We start from the raw sequence: 26,100 nt of genomic DNA, 5'->3' as shown, positions 1-26,100 counted from the left end.
GGCACTTAACTGCCACCCCCACAACCCACCTACCCCGCCTCAACCCACTGAATGATCGACTGCCACTGCTCCAGATCGCGTTCGGCACGCGACGGGGGGAGGTCGAAGAGGGTCATGCCGGCTGCTGTCGCCTGAACATAGACTTGGGTATCACGCAGATAGGCGAGCACCGGCAGATCGAAGGTGGCGAAGAAGCGCTCCAATTCTCCGGCAGCCCGGGTCCGGGCGTCGACGCGCATGCCGATCACGGCGACATCAGCCTTGCCTTTGCGGATGGCTTTTTCGGAAAGCAGTTCGGTGAGGAAATGACGCGTTGCCAGCATGTCGAACATTGATGGCTGGACCGGCACAATAACCCGCGTCGACAGCTTGAGAACCCGCTCCAGCAGTTTGCCGTGCAAGCCGGCCGGGGTATCGAGTACAACGTGCGAGGTGCCCTTCGGCGGCCGGGAGACCTTGTCGACGCCAACCTCCCAGCTGTCGATGGTGGGCAGCGCGAAGGGCCGGATGCCGAGCCATTCACGCGATGATTGCTGCCGATCAATGTCACCGAGCATGACGTCGCGCCCCCGGCTGGCGAAATAGCCGGCCAGATTGGTGGCTAGCGTACTTTTCCCGGAACCGCCCTTGGGGTTGGCGACCAAAAAGGCTTTCATGCCGATGCTTCCTTCTTGTCGATGATGTTGCGAACCAGATTGACGTGTTCGCGCAGTGTGTAGACGAGGTCAGTGAAGCCGAGCGGGATGTGCAGGGCACTGGCTTCATCCTCGATGGCATCCAGACGATTCCGGTAGTCCCTCAGCTTGGTCGGCTCAAAGCGGTTCTTAAGGTCGTCTTCAAGAAATTTCAGTTCGCCGTAGCAGCGGAAAACCTTGGATCGAACGCGCCAGTTATAAATGGCCGGGGCCACCTTGAGCAGCGGAATGAGGAGCATGAAGACCGGGACCAGCATGACGATCAGCCGGTCGACCAGCACGGCCAGCCAGAAAGGCAGGTAGCGCTGCAGGAAGGATGGCCCGGACTTGAAGTAGCGAGCGGCCTCTGGCGACAGGGGCAGCATCTGGTCCTTGTAGGACGGAAACTCACCAGCATCCTGAAAGAAGCCGGATTTGCCATGCACTTCACTGGCGGCCTGAAGGAGCAGCGCCTGCAGGGCCGGATGCAGGTCATCTCGGACGATCAGGTTGGCAGTCGGGGCCAGCACCTTGATGTCCTCGGGCGGAAAGTCGCGGACCAGATCGGCGACGCCGTGCGGGAAAGTCAGCTTGGTAAGGAAGGGGAAACGGCGCTGATAAGCCCCCGCCTGGGAAAAACTCATGATGTGGACGCCCGGAGAGCGGAGCAGCAGTTGCACCACCGGGGCTTTCTCGGCGGCAATGATAAAAGCGGCATCGATCCGCCCCTGCTGGAGTTCTTCAGCTGCTTTCAAGCCGGCCAGCGGGACAAGGTGATCGCCCGCAGGAATTTCGTTGGCTTCGAGCAGTTGCTGCGCCAACTGACGCACTCCCGAGCCTTCCTGACCAATGGCGATACGCTTGCCCTTCAATTCGGTCAGGCGGGTCAGCACCTTATCGCCACGATAGAAAACCCATACCGGCTCGTAAAAGACGCTGCCGAGCGAGAGCAGACCGGATTCATCCTCGGCATCCGGATCGGCCTTGGGTGGCATGACGCCGCCCTGAACGAAGCCGATCTGCGCCTCGTTATTGCTCAGCCGCGCCAGGTTATCGAGCGCCCCGGCCGAGGCTTTGACTTCAAGCGTGACGCCATTTTTGGCCAGGATAGCGGCGTAGCGCTGGGCGAACTGGTAATAGGCACCACTCTCGCTGCCGGTGCTGATGACAATTTTCTTTGGCGGCGCCGGCTCGACAAACTGATAGGCCACCGCAAAACCGATACCGGCCAGCAGGATGACCCACCAGGCCGTGGCGAACAGGTCGCGCAGCGAGAGAAGCCCTGCCTTGAACCGGGCCATCATGGCAGCAGAATCGTCGAGCCGGTAGTCTTGCGCGCCTCAAGGTCACGATGGGCCTGGGCGGCATCCTTCAGCGCATAAGACTGGTTAACCTCGATCTTGACCTGCCCGGCAACCACGACATCGAACAACTCGCTGCCCAGCGCCACGAGATCCTCGCGCTTGGCCGTGTAGTTCATGAGGGTCGGCCGGGTGATGAACAATGAACCCTTCTGCGACAACAGGATGAGGTCGAGTGGCGGCACCGGGCCGGAAGCATTGCCAAACGACACCATCATGCCCATCGGGCGCAAGCTGTCGAGTGACCCGGCAAAGGTGTCCTTGCCAACCCCGTCATAGACGACGGCAACGCCTTCGCCGTTGGTGATTTCACGAACCCGCTGGGCGAAGTTTTCAGTGCTGTAGTTGATCACATGATGGCAGCCGTGCGCCCTGGCCAGTTCGGCCTTGGCTGGCGAACCGACGGTGCCGATCACCGTCGCCCCGAGGGCCCGCGCCCACTGACAGGCAATCAGGCCGACCCCGCCTGCCGCCGCCTGAATCAGTACGGCGTCGCCGGGCTGGACGCGATAGGTCTTGCGCAGCAGATAGGCGGCCGTCAGCCCTTGCAACATCATCGCCGCACCGGTTTCAAAGGGAATCGAATCGGGCAGTTTCAGCAGGCGATGCGCCGGAATATTGCGCACATCTGCGTAGGCACCGAGCGGCCCACCGGCATAGGCGACACGGTCACCCACCCTGAGCTCGCTGACCCCCTCGCCCACCGCCTCGACGACACCGGCGCCTTCCATGCCGATACCGGAGGGCAAGGCCAGTGGATACAGGCCGGTACGGTGGTAGACATCAATGTAATTGAGGCCGACCGCGCCGTGGCGGACGGTAGCCTCGCCGGGAGCTGGCGCCGGCAGATCGATCGTTTCCCAGGACAGCACTTCCGGGCCGCCGTGCTGGTGAAGTCGAATGGCGTGGGGCATGGTGGTCTCCTCATTATTGGGTCGCTATTGCGAGATAACGAGGTTATCACCCTGCCGGCCTTCGATCTAGCGCAGAGCCGGGTAAAAATTGCGCCAGCCATGCGGCGGCGCACCGCACCGGGTCAGACCGGCGTCAGCTTGGCATACTCCAGCGCCAGCCATTTCATGCCGCTGCCGCCGAAATTGATCTGGACACGGGCATCGGCGCCACGCCCTTCGGTCGATACGATGACGCCGATGCCGAACTTGGCATGCTCGACAGTCTGCCCGATGCGCAGGCCACCAGCAGCGACCGGCTCGGCATAGCCGCCACCGAAGGAGCCGAAAGCCGGAAAGGCGGCAGCCGGTTCGGCCTTCTTGTTCAGCTTGAGCAGCAATTGTTCGGGAATTTCGTCCAGAAAGCCGGAAGGTACGCAATATCGTGTCTGACCATGCAGCATGCGGGTCTGCGCACAGGATACGTAGAGACGCTGGCGGGCACGGGTGACCGCGACGTACATCAGCCGTCGCTCCTCCTCCAGGCCATCCTTGCCCTGGTTGATCGAGTTTTCATGGGGGAACAAGCCCTGTTCCAGGCCGGTGATGAATACGACGTCGAACTCCAGCCCCTTGGCGGCATGAACGGACATCAACTGGACCGCCTCCTGCCCTTCGCCAGCCTGATGTTCGCCGGCCTCCAGCGAGGCCAGGGTGAGGAAGGAAACCAGCGCCCCGCCTTCGCCGATGGCGCCTTCGTCATCGATGAAGGTGGCGGCGGCGTTGATCAGTTCGTCCAGATTCTCCAGCCGGTCCTGACCTTCCTTGTCAGTGCGGTAATGCTGCGCCAGCCCGGACTTTTCGATGACGTGCTCGACCATCTCGGGCAGCGGCAGACCTTCGGTTTCCTGCCGTAGCGCCTCGATCAGGCGTATGAAAGCACCGACCGTCTGGCCGGCCTTGCCGCTCAACGAGGCGGCTGCGTTGTAAAGACTGGAATTGGTCTGGTGGGCCGTCGCCTGGAGGTTTTCCAGCGACCGCGCACCGATGCCGCGCGTCGGGAAATTGACGACGCGCAGGAAAGCCGTGTCGTCGTCGGGATTGCCGAGCAGGCGCAGGTAGGCCAGGGCGTGCTTGATTTCCTGTCGCTCGAAGAAGCGCAGACCACCATAGACCTTGTACGGCACATTTTTGGTGAACAACTCGTTTTCGAGCACGCGCGACTGGGCATTGGAACGATAGAGCAACGCAATCTGCGTCGGCGAAATGCCATCGCGGACCAGTTCGCGGATTTCCTCGACGACAAAGCGCGCCTCGTCGAGATCGGAATAAGCCTCAAAGGCGCGGATCGGTTCGCCGTCGCCGGCATCGGTCCACAAATTCTTGCCCAGGCGCTCACGGTTATTTTTGATGATGGCATTGGCTGCCGTCAGGATATTGCCGTGCGAGCGGTAGTTCTGTTCAAGACGGATGACATTGTCGCCAGCGTAGTCGCGTTCGAAATCACGCATGTTGCCGACCTCGGCACCGCGAAAAGCGTAGATGCTCTGATCGTCGTCACCCACGGCAAAGACTTTCGCACCGCCCCCGGCCAGCAATTTGAGCCAGGCGTATTGCAGTTTATTGGTGTCTTGCACCTCGTCGACGAGGATGTAACGGAAGCGTTCCTGATAGTGTTTTCGCAAAGGTTCGTTGCGCTGCAGCAATTCATAACAACGCAAGAGCAGCTCGGCAAAATCGACCACGCCTTCACGATTGCACTGGTTTTCGTACTCGGCATACAAATCAACACGTTTTTGCGTGTAATTGTCATATACCTCGGCCTGCGCCGCCCGCACGCCCTGCTCTTTATGGGCATTGATGAAATGACAGAGTTCGCGCGGTGGATACTTCTCGTCATCGACGTTCAAGTTCTTGAGCAGACGCTTGACCATCGCCAACTGGTCCGCCGAATCAAGGATCTGGAAGGTTTGCGGCAACCCGGCCTCGCGGTAATGAGCGCGCAACAGACGGTTGCAGAGACCGTGAAAAGTTCCGATCCACATCCCCCGCGTATTGATCGGCACCAGGGTCGACAGTCGCGCCGTCATTTCTTTGGCGGCCTTGTTGGTAAAGGTCACCGCGAGCACGCCATGCGGTCCGACCTGACCGACCGACATCAGCCAGGCAATGCGCGTCGTGAGCACCCGGGTCTTGCCACTCCCCGCCCCGGCGAGGATCAAGGCATGCACGGGTGGCAACGTAACCGCTTGAAGTTGCGGCGAATTAAGATTTGCGAGGAGATCGGACATTGCGTCTCTAGGTAAGCCGAAGGAACGGCGGTTAATTGGTATGACCAATAAGTTGTATTTGTACAACGAATCCTACAATTACGCGCATTTTTTCACAGTCAGATGCCGAGTGCACCCTTATACTCAACTAAAAAATATTGCAGTGCACAAAACTATTTGCCCAAAGGGCAGTCTGATCTACAAGTAGCGAATGCTACCTAGAAAAGGAGAAACAGCATGAACAGCATGAATGCACCGAAGATCCTGCCATGGATCGCCCGCAAGGCCGGCATCAGCGACGAGCTAGCGCTCAAGCTGTGGCGCCGCGCCGTCAGCGAAGCCGAGTATCTCACCGGCAAAACCGAAGGCTCAGCCTACTACGGCCTGGCCGTCGATCGCTTTCTGACGATCGTCGAAGACGAAGTTGGCAAGGCGCCATCCTACAACCTGACGCCGGCTCCGCAACTATCATGGATGTGGCGCCACCAGACCCGGATGTCCCTGCTGTCACTGGCCGCCACCCAGAACGCCTACCGTTACTGGCAGAACACTTGGGAAGGCATCTACCCGCAAAAAAAAGCGGCGTGACCGGGCGGCGTTAAGCTGACCCCTGCTGATGCAGCGCGTGCAGGCGCTGCATCAGTTCCCCCCGGTCACTGATTCATCCCGGCCAGAATTCCTGCGGCACCGTTACGAGCCTATTCGCGGACCCGCCGTCATGGCCGCTGCCTGTCGTGCCCATTCCCCATGAAATGGGCTTGGTGTGCCGCCTTGCGGAAGGCGGCACACCAAGCCCGTGACCATGCGCGCCCGACAAAAAGTAAACGTTACACCGCAAGCACATCAACGCACGTCCGCCGCCACCCTCATCGCCGACTACCTGGCATCAACCGGTATAATTCGCGGTTACTTCACGATTTTCAGCGAATGAACTCCGCCATGCCCATGCAGGACAAATACACCCCGGCCGACATCGAGCGCGCCGCCCAGCAACACTGGGACACGACCGGTGCCGCCCGCGCCGTCGAAGACACCACCAAGCCGAAATACTACTGCCTGTCGATGTTCCCGTACCCCTCGGGCAAACTGCACATGGGCCACGTTCGCAACTACACCATCGGCGACGTTCTTTCCCGTTTCCACAAGATGCAGGGTTTCAATGTCATGCAGCCGATGGGCTGGGACGCCTTCGGCATGCCGGCGGAAAACGCCGCGCTGCAGAACAATGTACCGCCGGCCGGGTGGACGTATTCCAACATCGATTACATGCGCCAGCAGTTGAAGTCGCTGGGTTTTGCCATCGACTGGGAACGCGAATTCGCCACCTGCACCCCCGAGTACTACCGCTGGGAACAGTGGCTGTTTACCCGCCTCTACGAAAAGGGCCTGGTTTACAAGAAACTCGGCACCGTTAACTGGGACCCGGTGGACCACACCGTGCTCGCCAACGAACAGGTCATCGACGGCCGCGGCTGGCGCTCTGGCGCACTCATCGAGAAGCGCGAGATCCCCATGTATTACATGAAGATCACCGCCTACGCCGAAGAACTGCTGAGCGAACTCGACAACCTGCCGGGCTGGCCGGAACAGGTCCGGCTGATGCAGAAAAACTGGATCGGCAAGAGCACCGGCGTGCGCTTCGCCTTCCCGCTGGCTGACAATGCCGACGAAAAGCTGTGGGTGTTCACCACCCGCGCCGACACCATCATGGGCGTCACTTTCGTCGCCGTGGCGGCCGAACACCCGCTGGCCACGCGCGCCGCCGCCGACAAGCCGCAACTCGCTGCCTTCATCGAGGAATGCAAGAAGGGCGGCGTCGCCGAAGCCGACATCGCCACGATGGAAAAGAAGGGCATGCCGACCGGCATCTATGTCACCCATCCGCTGACCGGCCAGCAGGTCGAAGTCTGGGTCGGCAACTACGTGCTGATGAGCTACGGCGACGGTGCCGTGATGGCCGTACCGGCCCACGACGAACGCGATTTCGCCTTTGCCCTGAAATACAACCTGCCGATCAAGCAGGTCGTCGCCGTGGACGGTGAAACCTCCTTCAGCCATGAAGCCTGGGCCGAGTGGTACGCCGACAAGCAACGCGGCATCCTGGTCAATTCCGGCAAGTATGATGGCCTCGCTTACGAAGCCGCCGTCGATGCCATCGCCGCCGACCTCGCCGCCCAGAACCTGGGCGACAAGAAGGTGCAGTTCCGCCTGCGCGACTGGGGGATTTCCCGCCAGCGTTATTGGGGCTGCCCGATTCCCATCATCCACTGCAAAACCTGCGGCGACGTAGCGGTCCCGGATGACCAGTTGCCGGTTGTCCTGCCCGAGAATGTCGAGATCACGGGCGCCGGTTCGCCGCTCGCCAAAATGCCCGAGTTCTACGAATGCGCCTGCCCGAAATGCGGCGGCGCAGCGCGGCGCGAAACCGACACGATGGACACTTTCTTCGAGTCGTCCTGGTACTTCCTGCGCTATGCCTGCCCCGACAACACCACTGCCATGGTCGACGAGCGCGTCCAGTACTGGTGCAAGGGCGGCATCGACCAGTACATCGGCGGCATCGAACACGCCATCCTGCATCTACTCTATTCGCGCTTCTTCACCAAGCTGATGCGTGACGTCGGTCTTATCGGCAATCTTGGCGAACCGTTTGCCAACTTGCTGACGCAAGGCATGGTCGTGGCGCCCACCTTCTACCGCGATCTCGATGGCGGCAAGAAGCTGTGGATCAATCCGGCCGACGTGGACGTCGTCACCGACGAACGGGGTCGCCCGACCGGCGCCACGCTGAAGACCGACGGCCTGCCGGTGGTCATCGGCGGTACTGAAAAGATGTCGAAGTCGAAGAACAACGGCGTCGACCCGCAGGCCCTGATTGACCAGTACGGCGCCGATACGGCCCGCCTGTTCATCATGTTCGCCTCGCCGCCCGACCAGTCGCTGGAATGGTCCGACGCCGGCGTTGAAGGCGCTTACCGCTTCCTTCGCCGCCTGTGGAAGACGACCTACGACCACGTTCAGGGCGGCCTTGTCGCCGCCTGCACGAGCAATGACGGGTTGAGCCCGACCCAGGCTGACCTGCGGCGCAAGCTGCACCAGACGATGGGCAAGGTGGCCGACGATTACGGCCGGCGCAAGCAGTTCAACACGGCCATCGCTGCGGTCATGGAACTGCTCAACGCCTACGACAAATGCGACCTGAACACCCCAGCCGGCCGCGCCCTGTCACAGGAAGCACTGGAAAGTATCGCCCTGCTTCTCTTCCCCATCGTCCCGCATATCGGTCAGGCGCTTTACGCCGAGCTAAAGCCGGGTCAGGATGCCGGCGTCCAGGCTTTCCCCAAAGCTGATCCGGCCGCCCTCAAGCAAGACGAAATCGAGCTGATGATCCAGGTTAACGGCAAGCTGCGCGGCGCCATCCGCGTCCCCGCCGAGGCCGACAAGGCAAGCATCGAGGCGGCCGCACTGGCCAACCCCGATGCGCAGAAGTTCATGGAAGGCAAGCCGGCAAAGAAAGTGGTCGTGGTGCCGGGCCGACTGGTCAATATCGTCGTTTAAGGAAAGCTGCCATGCGCTTGCCGCTCCGCCTGCTGTTCGCATTGATCCTCGCTGCTGCCATTGCCGGCTGCGGTTTTCATCTGCGCGGCGTCGGCAGCGGCAACCTGCCCTACAAGACGATGTATATCGCCCTGCCCGACACCGCCGACGTCAATATCTGGCTGCAGCGCTACATCCGGTCCAGTGGCAGCACCGAGATCGTCGACGATGCCAAATCGGCCGAGGCCATCTTCCAGCAACTGGGCGACATTCGTCAAAAGGGCATTCTCAGCGTCAATGCCCAGGGCCGAGTGCGCGAATACCGACTGCAGCTGACCTATACCTTCCAGGTGGTCAACCAAAAGGGGCAGGTGCTGGTACCGATCAATGAAGTGGCACTGACCCGCGACATTTCCTTCGACGATTCCAACGTCCTCGCCAAGGATCTTGAAGAAGGACTGCTCTGGCGCGACATGAACAATGACCTGGTCAATCAGATCATGCGCCGCCTGAGCGTCGTCAAGCCGAAAAACCCCGATCTCGAAGACGACGAATAATGCTCCTCAAGGGCGAACAGCTGGCGGCGCATCTCGAACGCGAGTTGCGCCCGCTCTACGTCCTCTACGGTGACGACCCGTTACTGGTCATCGAGGCGGCTGACGCCATCCGCGCCAAGTCCCGCCAGCAAGGCTACAGCGAGCGCGAAGTACTGACCGTGCTGCCGCAGTTCGACTGGGGCCAGTTACTAGCGGCCGGCGGCAACATGTCCCTGTTCGGCGATAAAAAACTGATCGACCTGCGCATCCCCACCGGTAAGCCGGGCAAGGAAGGCAGCGCCGCCCTGCAGCAGTGGTGCCAGAACCTGTCGATGGACAATCTTCTGCTGATTACCCTGCCCGAACTCGACTGGCGCGAGGAAAAGGCCGTCTGGTTCACCGCTCTGGTCAACGCCGGCGTCGCCATCAAACTGATTGCCCCGCCACTGACCGAACTGCCGGGCTGGATCGTCGGCCGCCTGCGCCGCCAGCAGCAAAGCGCCGATCTGGAAAGCCTAAAATTCATCGCCGAGCGTGTCGAAGGCAATCTGCTTGCCGCGCACCAGGAAATCCAGAAACTCGGCCTGCTTTACCCGGCCGGCCAGTTGAGCCTGGCGCAGATTCGCGACGCCGTACTCAACGTCGCCCGCTATGACATCGATGGTCTGCGCGAAGCACTGCTTTCGGGCGACATCGCCCGCCTGACGCGGACACTGGACGGCCTGATGCAGGAGGGCGAAGCACCGCCTCTGGTGCTCTGGGCCATGAGCGAGGAAATCCGGGCATTGACCATGATTCGGGCTGGCCTGGATGCCGGCAAACCGGTCGATATGCTGCTCAAGGATGCGAAAGTCTGGGGACCGCGGGCCAATCCGGTTAAAAAGGCGCTACAACGTCTGAGCACCAGCACCCTCGAAGCAGCGCTGCAACATGCCGGAAAGATCGACCGTCTGGCCAAGGGCATCGGTCACGGCAATGTCTGGGAAGAATTCCTGCGGCTCGGCCTGCGCCTGGCCGCGGCGAAGTAATCAGGCTGGTTTGTTGTCGTCAGCCGGAACGTCCGGCTCCAGGTCTTCCCAGATGCAACTGCACTCGGCGCGGACGTCATGCAGCCCTGGCTTGGATTTCTCCTGCACCAGACATTCGCCCTCGCACTCCTCGGAAACCACCACAAGCTTCATCTCGGCGTCCACATGCCGTTCGCCATCCCAGAAGCTGCACGTAGCGCAGACCTTGACCTCGGTCGGCAATATCAATTTTTCTGCCATCTTGTCCTCGACGGAAAGCCCTGTTGTCGTTGCGGATAAGAGTTTACCCGGTTACGGAAGTTCCCCCTAAATTTGCTGGCTATAATGTTCCTTTGCCCCGCACGAAGAACATCATGGACATCAAAGAATATATGCAGACGGTCGGTCGCCAGGCCCGCGCTGCCTCGCGCCGCCTTGCCTCGGCCTCGACGGCCGAGAAAAATGCCGCGCTGCTCGCCATTGCCACCGCCATCCGCCGCGAAAAAGCCGCGCTGGTCGCTGCCAACCAGGAAGATCTGGCTGCCGCCCGCGCCGCCGGGCTTGAAAGCGCCATGCTCGACCGCCTGACCCTCTCCGAAAAAGGCGTGGACAGCATGGCCGACGGCGTTGAACAAGTTGCCAAGCTGGCCGACCCGATCGGCGAAATGGGTGACTTCAAATACCAGCCGTCCGGTATCCAGGTCGGCAAGATGCGCGTCCCGCTTGGCGTCATCGGCATCATCTACGAGGCCCGTCCGAACGTCACGGCCGACGCTGCCGCCCTCTGCCTGAAATCCGGCAACGCCGCCATCCTGCGCGGTGGCTCGGAAGCCATTCGCTCGAATCGCGCCATTGCCGCACTGGTCCAGGAAGGCCTGCAAGCCGCCGGGCTGCCGGCCGATGCCGTGCAGGTCATCAATACCACCGACCGCGCCGCCGTCGGCGAGCTGATCACCATGCGCGAATTTGTCGACGTCATCGTACCGCGTGGCGGCAAGGGCCTGATCGCCCGGCTGCTGGCCGAATGCCGCGTGCCGATGATCCAGCACCTCGACGGCAACTGCCATGTCTACCTCGAAGAGGAAGCCGATCCGAACAAGGCCCTGAAAATCGTCGAGAACGCCAAGACCCAGCGTTACGGCACCTGCAACACCGCCGAGTCGCTGCTCGTCGACCGCTCGGTCGCCGCCATGCTGCTGCCGCCGATTGCCGCCATGCTGACCGCCAAGGGGGTCGAAATCCGTGGCTGTGCCGAAACCTGCGCCATCGTGCCGAAGGCCATCGCGGCGACGGAAGAGGACCACTACACCGAATTCCTCGCGCCGATCATTTCGGTCAAGGTCGTCGCCGGCATTGACGAGGCCATCGCCCACATCAACCAGTACTCATCACACCACAGCGAAGCCATCGTCACTGACAACCATCCGAAAGCCATGCGCTTCCTGCGCGAAGTTGATTCGGCCTCGGTCATGATCAACGCGTCGACGCGCTTTGCCGATGGATTCGAGTACGGCCTGGGGGCCGAAATCGGCATTTCCACCGACAAGATCCACGCCCGTGGCCCGGTCGGTCTGGAAGGACTGACCAGCCAGAAATGGATCGTCCTCGGCGATGGTCACGTCCGTGGCTAAGGCCGCCTTCGACTGGGCCGACCCTTTCCGGCTCGACAGCCAGCTGGCCGCCGATGAACGGCTAGTCCGTGACGCGGCCCGGCAATTCGCCCAGAAAGCATTGCAGCCGCGCATTCGCGATGCCTTCCGCAACGAGCACACCGACCCGGCCATTTTCCGCGAGATGGGTGCCATGGGCCTGCTCGGTGCCACCCTGCCGCCACAATACGGTGGCGCCGGGCTCAACTATGTCTCGTATGGCCTGATCGCCCGCGAGGTCGAGTACGTCGACTCGGGCTACCGTTCGATGCTCAGTGTGCAGTCCTCGCTGGTCATGCTGCCGATCTTTGCTTTCGGCTCCGAGGCACAAAAAGAGAAATACCTCCCCGGCCTCGGCCAGGGCAAGCTGATCGGCTGTTTCGGTCTGACCGAACCGGACTCCGGCTCCGACCCCGGCAGCCTGAGCACCCGCGCCCGCGCCGTACCCGGTGGCTGGAAGCTGTCCGGCAGCAAGATGTGGATCACCAACGCGCCGATTGCCGATGTCTTTGTCGTCTGGGCCAAGGATGATGAAAGCATCATTCGCGGCTTCATTCTCGACCGCGGCATGGCCGGGTTAAGCGCGCCGGTCATCCACGGCAAGGTCGGCCTGCGCGCCTCGATTACCGGCGAGATCGTCATGGACGAGGTTTTCGTCCCGGCGGAAAACCTGCTGCCCGGCGTGACCGGCCTGAAAGGCCCGTTCACCTGTCTGAACGCGGCCCGCTACGGCATTTCATGGGGCGCTTTGGGTGCCGCCGAGGCCTGCTGGCACACGGCCCGCCAATACACTCTGGAGCGCAAGCAGTTCGACCGCCCGCTGGCCGCCAACCAGCTGATCCAGAAAAAGCTGGTCGACATGCAGACCGAAATCACCCTCGGCCTCCAGAGCGTGCTACGTCTCGGCCGCATGATGGACGACGGCAGCGCCTGTCCGGAAAACGTCTCGATGCTCAAGCGCAACTCCTGCGGCAAGGCCCTCGACATCGCCCGAACCGCCCGCGACATGCTCGGCGGTAACGGCATTTCCGACGACTTCGGCGTCATCCGCCATGTCGTCAATCTGGAAGTGGTCAACACCTACGAAGGCACGCACGACATCCACGCGCTGATTCTTGGCCGGGCTCAGACCGGGATTGCGGCATTCTGAATTTTCGCCGCTCTCGCCAGTCCACCCTGGCAACGACCTCGGAGGCCTCATGAAGACCAACGCCTATCAAGCCATCGTCGCCGCCCCCGGCTTTGCCCTCGGCATTCAGTGCAGCGATGACGAAATTACCCACATCGACTTTCTTGAGCCACGCCCGGCGTTAGCCCCCGCTTCGCCGCTGGCGGCCGAGGCCGTGCGCCAGATCGAGGCCTATCTCGCCGATCCCGACTTCACCTTCGGGCTGCCCCTGCGGCAGGCCGGCACCACTTTCCAGCGCCGCGTCTGGGCGCAGATTTCGGCTATCCCGAATGGCCGTACGAACACCTATGGCGAAGTGGCAAAGTTTCTCAATAACGCGCCACGGGCGGTCGGCCAGGCTTGCGGCGCCAATCCTTACCCGGTCGTGGTGCCCTGCCATCGTGTCGTTGCCACCGGGGGCGGGCTGGGTGGCTTTGCCCGCGAGCGCGGCGGCTTCCTGCTTGATGTCAAACGCTGGCTGCTGACGCATGAATCCCGCTGCACCAGCTGACCTCGCCGAAATCGACCATTTCTGCGACGCCCTCTGGCTGGAAGATGGCCTGGCCAAGGCGACGCTAAACAGCTATCGCTCCGACCTCGGTCGTCTCGCCCTGTGGCTGGCCAACAATGCCCACGAACCTTTGCTCGATCTGCGCGAAACAACGCTGACCGGCTTCATCGCCCATCTGTCGAAGCAGACCCGTGCCAGCTCGCAGGCACGCTACCTGTCCACGCTACGTCGCTTCTACCGCTGGCAGCTTGGCCGTGGCCGCATCGTCACCGACCCGACACTCAAACTGGCCAATCCGAGCCGCCCATCACGCCTACCCAAGGTCATGTCGGAGAAGCAGGTCGAGGCGCTGCTTGATGCGCCCGATCTCGACACCCCGCTCGGCCGGCGCGACCGCGCCATGCTCGAGACCCTCTACGCGACGGGCCTGCGCGTTTCGGAACTGGTCGGACTCCGCCTGCACGAGGTCAGTCTGGCCGACGGGGTGCTGCGCGCCCTCGGCAAGGGCAGCAAGGAAAGGCTGGTGCCGCTCGGCCAGATTGCCATCGATTGGATCCAACGCTACCTCGACGAGACCCGGCCGGAGATCCTCAATGGCCAGCAGAGCGATGACCTGTTCGTCACCGCCCGTGGCGGTGCCATGACCCGTCAGGCCTTCTGGCAACTGATCAAGCGTTATGCCCTGATCGCCGGCATTGCGCCCGACAAACTGTCGCCGCACGTCCTGCGCCACGCCTTCGCCACCCACCTCCTCAACCACGGTGCCGACCTTCGCGTTGTCCAGCTCCTGCTCGGCCACGCCGACATTTCGACCACCCAGATCTACACCCACGTCGCCCGTGAACGCCTCAAGTCCCTGCATGCGCAACATCATCCACGCGGCTAAAATCACCCCATGAGCAAAATCGAGCACGCCCCCGAAACCCAGGCCACCAAGTTCCTCAAGGCGAACAAGGTGGCTTTCTCGACCCATCTCTACGCCTACGAGGAACACGGCGGCACCAAGGTGTCGGCGCGTGAACTCAATGTCGATGAACATGCCGTGGTCAAGACACTGGTCTTCGAGGATGAAAACGCCAAACCGCTGATCGTGCTGATGCACGGCGACTGCAAGGTTTCAACCAAGGAACTGGCACGGCAGATCGGCTGCAAGAAAGTCGAGCCGTGCAAGCCGGAAGTAGCCAACCGCCATACCGGCTTCCTGGTCGGCGGCACCAGCCCCTTCGGCACGAAGAAGGCGATGCCGGTGCATATCGAAAAGACCATCCTCGACCTGCCGCTGATCTACATCAACGGCGGCCGGCGCGGCTTCCTCGTCGGTGTCCATCCGCACGACATCCTGCGCACGCTCAAGCCCAGGGTCGTCGAGGCGGCGCTAAAAGGCTAGAGCGAACGCTCGATGATGACGCCGACGCGCTTGACGCCCGGCATCATGCCGAGTTTGGCCACCGAAACGCGAACCCAATGTACGGCGAAGGTTTCCAGCACATACGTTGCCACATGTTCTGCCAGAGCCTCGATCAGATTGAAGTGAACGGCGGCCAAGTCCGCCCGCAAGCGCTCCACGACCACAGCGTAATCGACGGTATCGCGAATATCGTCGCTGGCCCCGGCCGAGGCCGTCGACACGCCGATCTGCAGTGAGATCTCGACCGTCTGGGGCATGGCTTTCTCGCGCGGATAGATGCCTATCCACGTTTCGGCGCGCAGTTCTTCGAGGAAAATAATGTCCATAGGGCGGTCGACCGCAGTAGCGGTGTAAAATTTGGCGCGATTGTACCTCAGCGACCAAAGTCACCTAAGCGACCCATGCAAATAGCCCTCGCCCTTGTTGCCGCCTACCTGCTCGGCTCTGTTCCCTTCGCCATGATTTCGTCAAAGATTTTCGGCCTGGCAGATCCGCGCAGCTACGGCTCGGGCAACCCCGGCGCCACCAACGTTCTGCGCAGTGGTAACAAGAAGGCCGCGCTGGTCACGTTGATCGGTGATGCGCTCAAAGGCTGGGTCGCTGTTTTTGCCGCTGAGCAGATGGGCTTTTCCAGCACCGTCGTCGGCCTCGTTGCACTGGCCGTATTTCTCGGCCACCTCTACCCGATTTTCCTCAAGTTCAAGGGCGGCAAAGGTGTTGCTACCGCTGCCGGCGTGATCATCGCGCTCGACCCGCTGCTCGGCCTGGCTGTCGCTGGCACCTGGCTGTTCATGGCCTTTGCTTTCCGTTACTCATCGCTGGCTGCTGTCGTTGCCGCGGGTATGGCTCCGGTCTTTTCCGTCCTGATGCATGGCGGCAATGGTCAGGCCCTCATCGTCGGCATCCTCGGCATGGCCCTGATAGGCAAGCATTGGCAGAACATCCAGCGACTCTTGGCCGGCCAGGAGTCGAAGATCGGCGGCAAGAAGAAAGCCTGAGGACCGGACACGGTCGTCACGCAGCCCCGGAAAACCCGCCAACCTTGCAGTAGCGCGGGATTTGGAGAAGACTAGGGGGAATTCTACGTCGGAGCCTTCCCCATGAGCCCGCTCTCTCCCGAAGCACTGGCAAGCTACTGGTCGGCCGAAGGGGTCGCCACCAACATCATCGTCTTCATGAATCTGTTCGGCGCGCTGCTGCTCGGTTTCATCGTCGGCTATGAACGCTCCTACCACGGTCGTGCCGCCGGCATGCGGACCTACGGCCTGGTCTGCGTCGCCTCCTGCGCCGTTACGGTAATCGCCGGCTATCCCGCTGCCTGGTATGGCGGTGCGGCGCTCCTGCAAACCGGGGGAGCCGCCGTACCCATGCCCGACCCGACCCGGGTCATTCAGGGCATCGTCACCGGTGTTGGTTTCCTCGGCGCTGGTGTCATCATGAAGGAAGGGCTGAACATCAGCGGCCTGACCACCGCTGCCTCGATCTGGACGGCATCGGTGATCGGCATACTGGTCGGCATCGGCTTTTACTTCTCGGCCATCCTGCTCACCCTGCTTTCCGCCACCTGCATGATGTACGGCTCAAAGCTCGAAGGAATGCTGCCATCGCGGCATGCGATCACCATCAGCCTGCACTTCCAGCCCGGGTTCATTCCGCAGGAAAACATCATTAACCGCGCCCTGCTTGGACTCGGTTATGAAGTGGCCGGTGGTTCGTTTGCCATCTGCCACAAGAACGACGCGCAGGAATGGCGCTTCGTCGCAGTTGCCTTGGGACGCCGCCTGGGCCACCCGCTATCCGCCATGTCCGGCGAACTGACGACGATTGCTGGCGTTGATAGTTTTACCATCGCCCACGCCCGCAACTGAAACTCAGCGCAACAGATCGCTCAAGGGCCAGCGCGGCTGGATGGCAAAACTGCCCGCCGCCTTGGCCGGGGTGCCGGCCTGCAAGCGCAGGCAGCCGGCCAGGGCAATCATCGCCCCGTTGTCGGTGCAGAATTCAAGTTCCGGATAATAGACACGGAAGTGCTTGCGTCTGGCCTCATCATCGAGAGTCGCCCGCAGTTGGCGGTTGGCCCCGACGCCGCCAGCCACAACCAGTTGTTTGAGGCCGGTCTGCTTCATCGCCTTCAGCGACTTCTTGACCAGCACCTCAACAATGGCTTCCTGAAAGGCCCGCGCCGCATCGGCCTTGAATTCGTCGCTCATGGCATCGGCGTGTTCGCGGACCAGCGTCAGCACCGCTGTCTTCAAGCCGGAAAAACTGAAACTCAGGTCGCCGGAATGCAGCATCGGGCGAGGCAGTTCGTAAACACCTGAATTTCCCTGCTCGGCCAGTTTCGACAGGAGCGCGCCACCCGGATAGGGCAGGCCGAGCAATTTGGCGCTCTTGTCGAAGGCTTCGCCGGCTGCATCGTCGAGCGTTTCGCCCAGCAATTCGTACTCGCCGACGGCGGTAACCCGCATCAGTTGGGTATGCCCGCCCGAGACGAGTAGCGCAACGAACGGAAAGCTCGGCGGCGTCGACGACAACAACGGCGATAGCAGATGCCCCTCAAGGTGATGGACCGGGATGGTCGGCTTGTCGATGGCCAGTGCCAGCGCCTCGGCAAAGGCACAGCCGACAAGGAGCGCGCCGGCGAGGCCGGGGCCGCGCGTGTAGGCAACCGCATCGACATCGTCCAGGCGGCGCCCCCCTTGAGCCAGGGTCTCGCGCAACAGCGGCACGACACGCCGGATGTGATCGCGCGAAGCGAGTTCGGGGACGACGCCGCCGTACTCGGCATGCATCACCACCTGCGAATGCAGGGCATGGGATAACAGACCGGCTTCGCTGTCGTAGAGCGCAATACCGGTTTCGTCGCAGGAGGATTCGATGCCAAGAACTAACATGGGCACGAATTTTAACACTTGGAACGATAAGGTTTTTTCGCTTATACTATTTGGCTACCCGCAAAATCTGCGGAACAAAATTTGCGCGCACTGCCTTTTACTTGACCTGGCAGGCGCCTAACGGAAGGGGGTGATTTATATGCCGAACATTCGTGTCAAGGAAAATGAGCCGTTCGAAGTTGCTATCCGCCGCTTCAAGCGCACGGTCGAAAAGACTGGTTTGCTGACCGAGCTGCGTGCCCGTGAGTTTTACGAAAAGCCCACCGCCGAACGCAAGCGTAAGGCTGCCGCTGCTGTCAAACGCCAGCACAAGCGCCTCCGTAGCCTGACCCTGCCGCCGAAACTTTTCTAATTCAGAAAATTTCGCTGCACAAAAGAGCCGCCCGCCTCAACAGCCGGCGGCTTTTTTCTTTGAATTTCTGAAAAGATCGACCATGAGCCTCAAAGCACGCATCACCGAAGACATGAAAACGGCCATGAAGGCCAAAGAGACCGCCAAGCTGAACGCGATTCGTCTGCTGCTCGCGGCGCTCAAGCAGAAGGAAGTTGACGAGCGGATCGAACTCGATGACAACGCCGTCATCGCCGTTATCGAGAAGCTGACCAAGCAGCGCAAGGACAGCGTCACCCAGTACGAAGCCGCCGGGCGCCAGGAGCTGGCCGATGCCGAAAAATTCGAAATCGCCGTCCTCGCCGTCTACCTGCCGGAAAAAATGAGCGCCGCCGATACGGTTGCCGCCGTCGCAGCGGCCGTTGCCGAAACTGGCGCCAAGGGCCCGGCCGACATGGGCAAGCTGATGGCCGTCCTCAAGCCACGACTGGCCGGCAAGGCCGACATGGCGGAAGTCTCGAAACTGGTCAAGGCTGCGCTGGCTGGTTAAACAGGCATGATCCCGGATTCGTTTATCCAGGATTTGCTCGCCCGGGTCGACATCGTCGAGCTGGTGGATGGCTACGTTCCGCTCAAGAAAGCCGGGGCCAACTACGCCGCCTGCTGCCCCTTCCACAACGAAAAGTCCCCGTCCTTTACGGTCAGCCCGACCAAACAGTTCTATCACTGCTTCGGTTGCGGCGCCCATGGCACGGCGATCAGCTTCGTCATGGAATACCAGGGGCTGGGCTTCGTTGATGCCGTCAAGGATCTCGCCATGCGCGCCGGCATGCAGGTGCCGGAAAGCGAAGGACGCGGCTTCAAGGATGAAAAGCCGGGCCAGACCAGAACGCTGATCGAGATCATGGCGCGCGCCGCCCAGTACTACAAGGATCAGCTCAAGGCTTCACCGCGGGCCATCGAATACTGCAAGAAACGAGGCCTGACCGGGGAAGTCGCGGCCCGCTTTGGCATGGGCTACGCCCCGGACGGCTGGCAGAATCTGCAGGAAGTTTTCCCCGACTACAACGCCGAAGAACTCAAGCTGGCCGGACTGGTCATTGAAAACGAGGCAGGTCGGCGCTACGACCGATTCCGTGATCGCCTGATGATTCCCATCATCAATCCCAAGGGCGACATCATCGCCTTCGGCGGGCGCATCATCGACCAGGGCGAACCGAAATATCTCAATTCGCCGGAAACCCCTCTTTTCGAAAAGGGCCGCGAACTGTTTGGCCTGCCACAGGCCCGCCAGGCCCTGCGCGAGACCGACACGGCCATTGTCACTGAAGGCTACATGGACGTCATCGCCCTGTCCCAGAACGGTGTCGGCAATGCCGTCGCGACGCTGGGCACGGCGACAACAGCGACCCACGTTACCAAACTGCTGCGCCAGGTTGACCGCATCGTCTTCTGTTTTGACGGCGACAACGCCGGGCGCAAGGCGGCGTGGCGGGCGCTCGAAAACTCCCTCGAGGCCCTCGCCGACAACAAGCGTCTCGGCTTCATCTTCCTGCCCCAGGAGGACGACCCGGACAGCTATATCCGCGCCCACGGCAAGGAAGCCTTCGACCGCCTGGTGGTCCAGGCCATGCCGCTTTCCGACTTCCTTCTGCGCGAACTGGCTCAACGCTGCGACCTGACCAGTTCCGAAGGCAAGGCACAATTGATCTACGAAGCCAAGCCGCTACTGATCAAGCTGCCAACGCCACTGCTCCGCCTGCAGCTGGTCAAGCGCCTGGCCGAAGCCAGTGGCTTTGCCCAGGGCGAAGTCGAGCGCCTGTGCGAGTTGCGCTCCTACACGCCGGCCGCGCCAGCCCGGGCGAAACGCACGGCACCGTCGCTGACCCGCAACCTGCTGCGCATCGTGTTGCACAAACCGCAACTGGCCAGCCAGCTCCCCATCGAACTGCTGCCCGATACGCCGGAACGCCCAGCCCTGCTGATCCTGCACCAGCTCGTCAGCACCAACCCCGACGCCAGCAGCTATGCCGGCCTGCGCGAACAGCTGCGCGGCCAGCCGGAGGAAAGCATGATTGAAAACGCCGCCTCGGAACTTCTCGGCCAACCGTTTGACGAAGATGAAGCCGACGAAGAGTTTCGCGACACGCTGGAAAAGTTGCAGGAAGGCGGCCAGAAACGCGCCTTTGCCGAGCTACAGACGAAAGCCCAGCAATTCGGCGTAGCCGGACTCAGCGCGGCAGAAAAACTGGCCTACATACAGCTGCTCAGCAAACAAGCTGGACGTAGCTAAGTTGTGGTAAAATCTACGGTTTTCTCGAATTCTATGGATCGTGTTCATGGCTAAGGCAAAAGACCCCGTCAAGGAAGCCCCGAAGGCTCGCACCAGCAAGGCCAAGGAAAAGGCAGCCGAAAAGGCGCTACTGCAAGGCCAGATGGCAGAAACGCCGGAACCCCTTGATGCCGAAGCGCGCAAGATGCGTCTCAAGGCCCTGATCAAGCTGGGCAAGGAGCGTGGCTACCTGACCTACGCCGAAATCAACGACCACCTGCCGGACGACGTCGTCGACGCGGAAAGTATCGAAGCGATCATTTCCACCTTCAGCGAAATGAGCATCCAGGTTTTCGACGAAGCCCCGGCTGCCGAAGACCTGCTGATGTCGGACACCGCCGCCGTTGCCGCCGACGACGAAGAAGTCGAAGCGCAGGCCGAGCAGGCGCTGTCCACCGTCGACTCCGAATTTGGCCGGACGACCGACCCGGTGCGCATGTACATGCGCGAAATGGGCACGGTTGAACTCCTCACCCGCGAAGGCGAAATCGAGATCGCCAAGCGTATCGAGGAAGGCCTGAAGCACATGATCCAGGCGATCTCCGCCTGCCCGACGACGATCACCGACATCCTCGACATGGCCGCCAAGGTCGAGACTGACGAAATGCGCATCGACGAACTGGTCGACGGCCTGATCGATCCGAACGCCACCGAAGTGGTTGCCGCCGCCCCGGAAATGCCGGAAGCCGAGGAAGAGGACGAGGATGACGAGGGCGAAGATGAAGAGGGTGGCGCTGCCGGCGCAGCCTCCGCTTCGCTGCTCCAACTTAAGACCGACGCCCTGGAGCGCTTCAAGACCATCAAGGGCATTCATGCCAAGATGCAGAAGCTGCTCTCAAGCAAGGGTCCGCACGACAAGGCCTACCTCAAGCTGCAACAGCAGATTTCCGACGAGCTGCTCAATATTCGCTTCACCTCGCGCTCCATCGAGCGCCTGTGCGACAGCGTACGTGGCATGGTCGAACAGGTCCGTGGCTCCGAGCGCAAGATTCAGCAAATCTGTGTCGAACGCGTCAAGATGCCGCGTCCGCACTTCATCCAGTCCTTCCCCGGCAAGGAAACGACGCTGGAATGGGTCGATGGCGAAATCGCCGCCGCGCCCAAGACCTACCTCGCCATCCTGACCCGCTGCGCGCCGGACATCAAGGAAGAGCAGAAGAAGCTGATCGCCCTCCAGGATCGCATCGGCATTCCGCTCAAGGATCTCAAGGACATCAACAAGCAGATGTCGACCGGCGAAGCCAAGGCCCGTCGCGCCAAACGCGAAATGACCGAAGCCAACCTGCGTCTCGTCATCTCCATCGCCAAGAAATACACCAACCGCGGCCTGCAGTTCCTCGACCTCATCCAGGAAGGCAACATCGGCCTCATGAAGGCCGTGGACAAGTTCGAATACCGCCGTGGCTACAAGTTCTCCACCTACGCCACGTGGTGGATCCGTCAGGCCATCACCCGCTCCATCGCCGACCAGGCGCGGACCATCCGCATCCCGGTTCACATGATCGAAACGATCAACAAGATGAACCGGATCAGCCGCCAGATCCTGCAGGAAACCGGCCTCGAGCCGGATCCCGCCACCCTGGCCAAGAAGATGGACATGCCGGAAGACAAGATCCGCAAGATCATGAAGATTTCCAAGGAGCCGATCTCCATGGAAACCCCGATCGGCGACGACGACGACTCTCACCTCGGCGACTTCATTGAAGACCAGCTCACCCTGGCCCCGGCCGATGCCGCCATGTACTCCAGCCTGCGCGGCGTCACAAAGGAAATTCTCGACACCCTGACGACGAGGGAAGCCAAGGTCCTGCGCATGCGCTTCGGTATCGAAATGAACACCGATCACACGCTGGAAGAAGTCGGCAAGCAGTTCGACGTCACCCGCGAGCGCATTCGACAGATAGAAGCCAAGGCGCTGCGCAAGCTGCGTCACCCGACACGCTCCGACAAGCTGCGCAGCTTCCTGGACCAGAACGGCAACTAAGGTTTCCGGGCCCGTAGCTCAGTTGGTTAGAGCAGAGGACTCATAATCCTTTGGTCCACGGTTCAAGTCCGTGCGGGCCCACCAATTTGGCAGTTTGGCGACCGACCCTCCAGGGTTGGACGCATGATTTTTGCAGCACCTGGTAAGCACTTCAATGAAGGCATCGTTGCCGACTTGAAGTGGCAGCTTAATTTTTAGGCATTTTTTGTAAAGGCATTCGACATGAATACAGAATCCATCCTCACGCACCTGAAGAAGCACGGCCAATTGCTCGATGCCGATATTGCCAAGGGCACGGGCATTGCGTTGGCGGATGTTCGTACGTCACTGCTCGAACTATCCGCACAAAAAGCCATTTCGATGTGCAGCATGACCACCTTCAAGAACGGTACGCCGGTCGAAGGCATGTTCTGCCGCGTTTCCGGTTACATGCCATCCGCTGCGCCGGGCCGCAAGCCGGGCGTCAAGACCTGAGACCTGGCCCGGTCACGAGTGACCGGGCGCATTGAAGCTATTCGCTGACGCGGCCGCGTTGTAGTTTGACCTGGCCGCGTTTTATTTTGCTCTCGATACGTTTGCGCTGAGCGCTTCGACTCGGCTTGGTCGGACGTCGAATGGCCGGCACAAAAGCAGCAGCGGCAATCAGTTCGCTCAGGCGAACCAGCCCATCCTCCCGATTGCGCTCCAGGCTGCGATGTTTTTGCGCCTTGATGACGATAATGCCGTCACTGTTGATGCGCTGGTCACGCATCGCGCACAACTTTTCCTTGATGTCATCGGGCAGGCTCGAAGCAGCGACGTCAAAACGCAGATGCACGGCATTCGACACCTTGTTGACGTTCTGCCCACCTGCTCCCTGGGCGCGGATGGCGGTAAATTCAACTTCGCTTTCGTTGAGAATCAGATGGCTCATGATGAAGCTGTATTGACCAGCGAATCGTCCGGAGTATTAGGCTATCCGGGCATCTTACCCTCCGACAACGGCATGCGCTGCTTTCCCGGAAAATCACTGCCAGACGGCTCTCCACACTGTTGATTTGAAATACAAATTTATTTTGTGTATAATTTTGGCCTAATTTGGCAAACCCGTGCGAAAGCCGGGGACGCAAAGCCACCGGGCTCAGTGATGAACAGATTTTAACCATCACTTGCTAGCGGGGTTGCCGGGCAGCAGTTCCTGCGCCTGACCGTCTCCTGACTTGCGTGCGATCGTACTCCGGAGACTCGTAATGCAATGCAAAACCCTGAATCACCCACAGCTTTTCAAGCATGCCTCGATGACCCTGCTCGTCGCCATGGCCTGCGCAACCTATAGCCACCAGTCCTCGGCGCAGACCTACGCCCCCTGGCTGCGTCAGATCGGCATCACCAGCACCATCGAGTCAGCCGCCAATTGGGGCAAGGGTCAGCTCCTTGGTGTGGTCGACACCGGCATCAACGCCACCCACCCGCAATTCGCCGTTGGCCAAGTTTCCCAAGCACTAAGCTCCTGCGCCGCCGTATCCTTCGGCTGCAGCAGCGGCTACGCCGATGATAACGGCCACGGCACAGCGGTTGCCAGCATTGCGGCAGGCAACCGGACCTCCCAATTCAGCACCATCACGGCAGGCGGATATACGACAGTTGCCGGCAATTTCATCGGCGTCGCACCGAGTGCCAACATTTTCTCGGAAAAAGTCCTGAACGCCGCCGGCTCGGGCTATTCGACCGACGTCGCCAATGGCGTCAAGAAAGCCGCCGATGCCGGCGCAGGCGTCATCAACGTCTCGATCACCTACGGCAATGATGCCGCCACTGTCGCTGCCATCAATTACGCCACTGCCAAGGGTGCCTTCATTGTATGGGCCGGTGGCAACAGCGCGCAGAACCTGTTGAACAATCTCAATACCACCGGCCTGACACAATCCGCCATCCAGCATCTGGTATTTGCCGGCTCGGTGAATAGCGTCAATGTTGCCTCCAGCTTCACCAACAAGCCGGGCACCGGTTCTCTGGTCAATACCGCAGCGGCCAAAACAAGCTACGCCACGCGCTGGATCATGGCTCCGGGTGAAGCCATCCTGGCGCCGCAGACAACCGCCGGGAACGGCGCCTACGCCCTGTGGTCGGGCACCTCGATGGCGGCACCGGTCATCAGCGGTTCCCTGATGCTGTTGCAGAATGCCTGGCCTATCCTGAAAACCAAGGGAACCACCGCTGATCTTCTCCTCGCCACAACCACCGACCTCGGTACCGCTGGCGTCGATGCCACCTATGGTCGCGGACTGGCCAACCTGACGACGGCCTTCGCCCCCTACGGCACCTTGATGGTGACCAAACCGAACGGCCAGACAATTGCTGTCAGTTCGCTGACCGGCAGCCTGCTGTCGAGTGGTGCGCTCGGTTCTCTTAGCTCGATCCAGTCACTGCTCGCCAATTACACCGCCTTTGACGGCTACGCCCGCAACTTCACGGTCAACCTTTCCGGCCTGATTAAGGCCCCCACCAGCAAGGCCACCCTAAACCCCCTGCCGACCAATACCTATTCCGGCCCCAAAGTCATGAAGTTCGCCGGTGGCGAACTGGCCTATGCTCTCGAATCGACCGGCAGTAGCCTTCAGCATCTCGGCGACTTCGCCTACAACGCGGAGCAGTCGCCCAATCTGATGACCGGCTACACACTGTTCACCACCCAGACCGGAGGCGTCTCCGCCTTCGGTTACGGCACGTCGTCCTCCTACCCCTTCGCTAAGGCGCTGTACAACGATGACCTGATCGCCCGCCAAATGAGCGACTTTGACAGCAGCAACACCGGTAGCCTGGCCCAGGGCGGCTACCAGTTCAGTTACGGTGCCAATATCTCGCCGAACCTGCGTCTCGCCGCGTCTTATACCGCTACCACTGGCGCTACGGCGATGGCGCCAGAAGCGCCGCAGACCAGCCAGATCAAGATTGGCGCGGCCTACCGCTTCAACAATCGCCTGACGGCTGGCGCCACCTATAGCAATGTCGCCGAACGCAACTCCCTGCTTGGTGCAGCCTATAACAATGGCAGCGTGCTGGCCCTCGGCAGCAATGCCAGCGATGTCATCGGACTCTCCCTCGCCCTGCGCATGGACCGCGACAGCAGCCTGCTCTTCAATGGCGAACTGGCCTACACCAAAGCCAACAACAGCAATGCCGGCAGCCTGTTGAGTGCCACCTCCAACCTTCAGTCTCAATCCTGGGGGATGACCTACCTGCGCCAGAATATCTGGAAGAACAACGACCAGTTCGCCGCATCGGTAAAGCAACCGCTGCGCTTGAGTTCGGGCAGTGCCGCACTGAGCCTGGCCAGCGTCGATGAGCAGGGTTACGCCGTGTATGAAAAGCACTGGGCCAGCCTGGTGCCGAATGCCCGGGAAATCGATGTCACCCTGAGCTACAGGATGCCGACCAGCAAGACAGATGCGCTCACCGTGCAGGCTGCCTACCAGAAAGATGCCGCCAATCTGGCCGGCAACAACAACGCCCAGCTCGGCCTGATCTGGAGCAAATCCTTCTAAGTTTTCAGCAGGCGGGACACACCC

Annotated in this window: 25 protein-coding genes, 1 tRNA gene and 1 riboswitch; of the genes, 18 read left to right on the top strand and 8 right to left on the bottom strand. The window is 61.0% G+C overall.

Translation table 11 applies throughout. The annotated features are described in order from the left end of the window. Positions 1 to 29 precede the first annotated feature (29 nt). From HYN24_RS02340 to HYN24_RS02325, 4 genes are all read right to left on the bottom strand, one after another. Positions 30 to 656: a ParA family protein gene (locus tag HYN24_RS02340; protein WP_117607776.1), complete on the bottom strand. Its 627-nt coding sequence runs from the start codon at positions 654 to 656 to the stop codon at positions 30 to 32. Then, a complete protein-coding gene (locus HYN24_RS02335; RefSeq protein WP_117607775.1) occupies positions 653 to 1,978 on the bottom strand; it encodes a TAXI family TRAP transporter solute-binding subunit in 1,326 nt (441 codons plus the stop codon). The genes HYN24_RS02340 and HYN24_RS02335 overlap by 4 nt, the downstream gene beginning before the upstream one ends. Further along, entirely contained in the window at positions 1,975 to 2,949 is a 975-nt protein-coding gene (locus tag HYN24_RS02330) for a quinone oxidoreductase (protein ID WP_117607774.1), read from the bottom strand. Before HYN24_RS02330 ends, HYN24_RS02335 begins: the two co-directional genes overlap by 4 nt. A 122-nt stretch (positions 2,950 to 3,071) precedes the next feature. Further along, positions 3,072 to 5,216 carry a UvrD-helicase domain-containing protein gene (locus HYN24_RS02325; protein WP_117607773.1) on the bottom strand — a complete coding sequence of 715 codons (2,145 nt, stop codon included), beginning with the start codon at positions 5,214 to 5,216 and terminating at the stop codon, positions 3,072 to 3,074. Between the two features lie 216 nt (positions 5,217 to 5,432). Between HYN24_RS02325 and HYN24_RS02320 the strand changes: the two genes are divergently transcribed. The 4 genes from HYN24_RS02320 to holA all read left to right on the top strand — a co-directional run bounded on the left by HYN24_RS02320 (position 5,433) and on the right by holA (position 10,296). After that, entirely contained in the window at positions 5,433 to 5,783 is a 351-nt protein-coding gene (locus HYN24_RS02320) for a hypothetical protein (protein ID WP_117607772.1), read from the top strand. Positions 5,784 to 6,140: 357 nt separating this feature from the next. Continuing rightward, entirely contained in the window at positions 6,141 to 8,753 is a 2,613-nt protein-coding gene (gene leuS, locus HYN24_RS02315; protein WP_117610171.1) for a leucine--tRNA ligase, read from the top strand. Positions 8,754 to 8,764: 11 nt separating this feature from the next. Then, positions 8,765 to 9,289 (top strand): LPS assembly lipoprotein LptE, encoded by a 525-nt coding sequence (gene lptE / locus HYN24_RS02310; RefSeq protein ID WP_117607771.1) that lies wholly within the window; start codon positions 8,765 to 8,767, stop codon positions 9,287 to 9,289. Further along, on the top strand, positions 9,289 to 10,296 hold the full coding sequence (gene holA / locus HYN24_RS02305; RefSeq protein WP_117607770.1) for a DNA polymerase III subunit delta: 1,008 nt from the start codon (positions 9,289 to 9,291) through the stop codon (positions 10,294 to 10,296). Before lptE ends, holA begins: the two co-directional genes overlap by 1 nt. On the opposite strand, the gene HYN24_RS02300 is transcribed toward holA, so the two are convergent. After that, positions 10,297 to 10,536 (bottom strand): hypothetical protein, encoded by a 240-nt coding sequence (locus tag HYN24_RS02300; RefSeq protein ID WP_117607769.1) that lies wholly within the window; start codon positions 10,534 to 10,536, stop codon positions 10,297 to 10,299. A gap of 113 nt (positions 10,537 to 10,649) precedes the next feature. On the opposite strand from HYN24_RS02300, the gene HYN24_RS02295 reads away from it, so the two are divergent. The 5 genes from HYN24_RS02295 to ybaK are packed head-to-tail and all read left to right on the top strand — an operon-like array spanning position 10,650 to position 14,990. Continuing rightward, positions 10,650 to 11,906, top strand: coding sequence for a glutamate-5-semialdehyde dehydrogenase (locus tag HYN24_RS02295; RefSeq protein ID WP_117607768.1), 1,257 nt, complete (start codon positions 10,650 to 10,652; stop codon positions 11,904 to 11,906). Then, entirely contained in the window at positions 11,899 to 13,074 is a 1,176-nt protein-coding gene (locus tag HYN24_RS02290) for an acyl-CoA dehydrogenase (RefSeq protein WP_371413223.1), read from the top strand. The genes HYN24_RS02295 and HYN24_RS02290 overlap by 8 nt, the downstream gene beginning before the upstream one ends. A gap of 49 nt (positions 13,075 to 13,123) precedes the next feature. Next, on the top strand, positions 13,124 to 13,603 hold the full coding sequence (locus tag HYN24_RS02285) for a methylated-DNA--[protein]-cysteine S-methyltransferase (RefSeq protein WP_117610170.1): 480 nt from the start codon (positions 13,124 to 13,126) through the stop codon (positions 13,601 to 13,603). Beyond that, on the top strand, positions 13,581 to 14,489 hold the full coding sequence (gene xerD / locus HYN24_RS02280) for a site-specific tyrosine recombinase XerD (RefSeq protein WP_117607766.1): 909 nt from the start codon (positions 13,581 to 13,583) through the stop codon (positions 14,487 to 14,489). Before HYN24_RS02285 ends, xerD begins: the two co-directional genes overlap by 23 nt. A 9-nt stretch (positions 14,490 to 14,498) precedes the next feature. Continuing rightward, entirely contained in the window at positions 14,499 to 14,990 is a 492-nt protein-coding gene (gene ybaK / locus HYN24_RS02275) for a Cys-tRNA(Pro) deacylase (RefSeq protein ID WP_117607765.1), read from the top strand. On the opposite strand, the gene HYN24_RS02270 is transcribed toward ybaK, so the two are convergent. Further along, entirely contained in the window at positions 14,987 to 15,337 is a 351-nt protein-coding gene (locus tag HYN24_RS02270; RefSeq protein WP_117607764.1) for a dihydroneopterin aldolase, read from the bottom strand. The two genes, ybaK and HYN24_RS02270, sit on opposite strands and share 4 nt — an antisense overlap. 75 nt (positions 15,338 to 15,412) lie before the next feature. Between HYN24_RS02270 and plsY the strand changes: the two genes are divergently transcribed. Together plsY and HYN24_RS02260 are read left to right on the top strand one after the other, a co-directional pair. Beyond that, positions 15,413 to 16,009: a glycerol-3-phosphate 1-O-acyltransferase PlsY gene (gene plsY, locus HYN24_RS02265; RefSeq protein WP_117607763.1), complete on the top strand. Its 597-nt coding sequence runs from the start codon at positions 15,413 to 15,415 to the stop codon at positions 16,007 to 16,009. A gap of 102 nt (positions 16,010 to 16,111) precedes the next feature. Further along, positions 16,112 to 16,879 carry an MgtC/SapB family protein gene (locus tag HYN24_RS02260; RefSeq protein ID WP_117607762.1) on the top strand — a complete coding sequence of 256 codons (768 nt, stop codon included), beginning with the start codon at positions 16,112 to 16,114 and terminating at the stop codon, positions 16,877 to 16,879. 3 nt (positions 16,880 to 16,882) lie between these two features. On the opposite strand, the gene tsaD is transcribed toward HYN24_RS02260, so the two are convergent. Next, entirely contained in the window at positions 16,883 to 17,905 is a 1,023-nt protein-coding gene (tsaD, locus tag HYN24_RS02255; RefSeq protein ID WP_117607761.1) for a tRNA (adenosine(37)-N6)-threonylcarbamoyltransferase complex transferase subunit TsaD, read from the bottom strand. 139 nt (positions 17,906 to 18,044) lie between these two features. On the opposite strand from tsaD, the gene rpsU reads away from it, so the two are divergent. From rpsU to HYN24_RS02225, 6 genes are all read left to right on the top strand, one after another. Beyond that, positions 18,045 to 18,257 (top strand): 30S ribosomal protein S21, encoded by a 213-nt coding sequence (gene rpsU, locus HYN24_RS02250; RefSeq protein WP_117607760.1) that lies wholly within the window; start codon positions 18,045 to 18,047, stop codon positions 18,255 to 18,257. Positions 18,258 to 18,339: 82 nt separating this feature from the next. Beyond that, the gene (locus HYN24_RS02245) at positions 18,340 to 18,786 is read left to right on the top strand and encodes a GatB/YqeY domain-containing protein (RefSeq protein ID WP_117607759.1); all 447 of its coding nucleotides are present in this window, start codon (positions 18,340 to 18,342) and stop codon (positions 18,784 to 18,786) included. Between the two features lie 6 nt (positions 18,787 to 18,792). Beyond that, complete coding sequence (dnaG, locus tag HYN24_RS02240; RefSeq protein ID WP_117607758.1) at positions 18,793 to 20,529, top strand: DNA primase; 1,737 nt, start codon at positions 18,793 to 18,795, stop codon at positions 20,527 to 20,529. A gap of 46 nt (positions 20,530 to 20,575) precedes the next feature. Then, complete coding sequence (gene rpoD / locus HYN24_RS02235; RefSeq protein WP_371413222.1) at positions 20,576 to 22,552, top strand: RNA polymerase sigma factor RpoD; 1,977 nt, start codon at positions 20,576 to 20,578, stop codon at positions 22,550 to 22,552. A 7-nt stretch (positions 22,553 to 22,559) separates the two neighbouring features. Further along, positions 22,560 to 22,636 (top strand) — tRNA-Ile (locus HYN24_RS02230). Positions 22,637 to 22,774: 138 nt separating this feature from the next. After that, the gene (locus HYN24_RS02225) at positions 22,775 to 23,026 is read left to right on the top strand and encodes a transcriptional regulator (RefSeq protein ID WP_117607756.1); all 252 of its coding nucleotides are present in this window, start codon (positions 22,775 to 22,777) and stop codon (positions 23,024 to 23,026) included. A 37-nt stretch (positions 23,027 to 23,063) separates the two neighbouring features. Here HYN24_RS02225 and arfB read toward each other — a convergent pair whose 3' ends face one another. After that, positions 23,064 to 23,465 carry an alternative ribosome rescue aminoacyl-tRNA hydrolase ArfB gene (arfB, locus tag HYN24_RS02220; protein ID WP_117607755.1) on the bottom strand — a complete coding sequence of 134 codons (402 nt, stop codon included), beginning with the start codon at positions 23,463 to 23,465 and terminating at the stop codon, positions 23,064 to 23,066. A 156-nt stretch (positions 23,466 to 23,621) separates the two neighbouring features. After that, a riboswitch (cyclic di-GMP riboswitch) is annotated at positions 23,622 to 23,720 on the top strand. 61 nt (positions 23,721 to 23,781) lie between these two features. Between arfB and HYN24_RS02215 the strand changes: the two genes are divergently transcribed. Further along, positions 23,782 to 26,076: a S8 family serine peptidase gene (locus HYN24_RS02215; protein WP_117607754.1), complete on the top strand. Its 2,295-nt coding sequence runs from the start codon at positions 23,782 to 23,784 to the stop codon at positions 26,074 to 26,076. Positions 26,077 to 26,100: the final 24 nt, after the last annotated feature.

Source organism: Dechloromonas sp. HYN0024, from assembly GCF_003441615.1.
In the GTDB taxonomy this organism is placed as follows: Bacteria; Pseudomonadota; Gammaproteobacteria; order Burkholderiales; family Rhodocyclaceae; genus Azonexus.
This window is presented reverse-complemented; position numbering and strand designations above follow the sequence as displayed.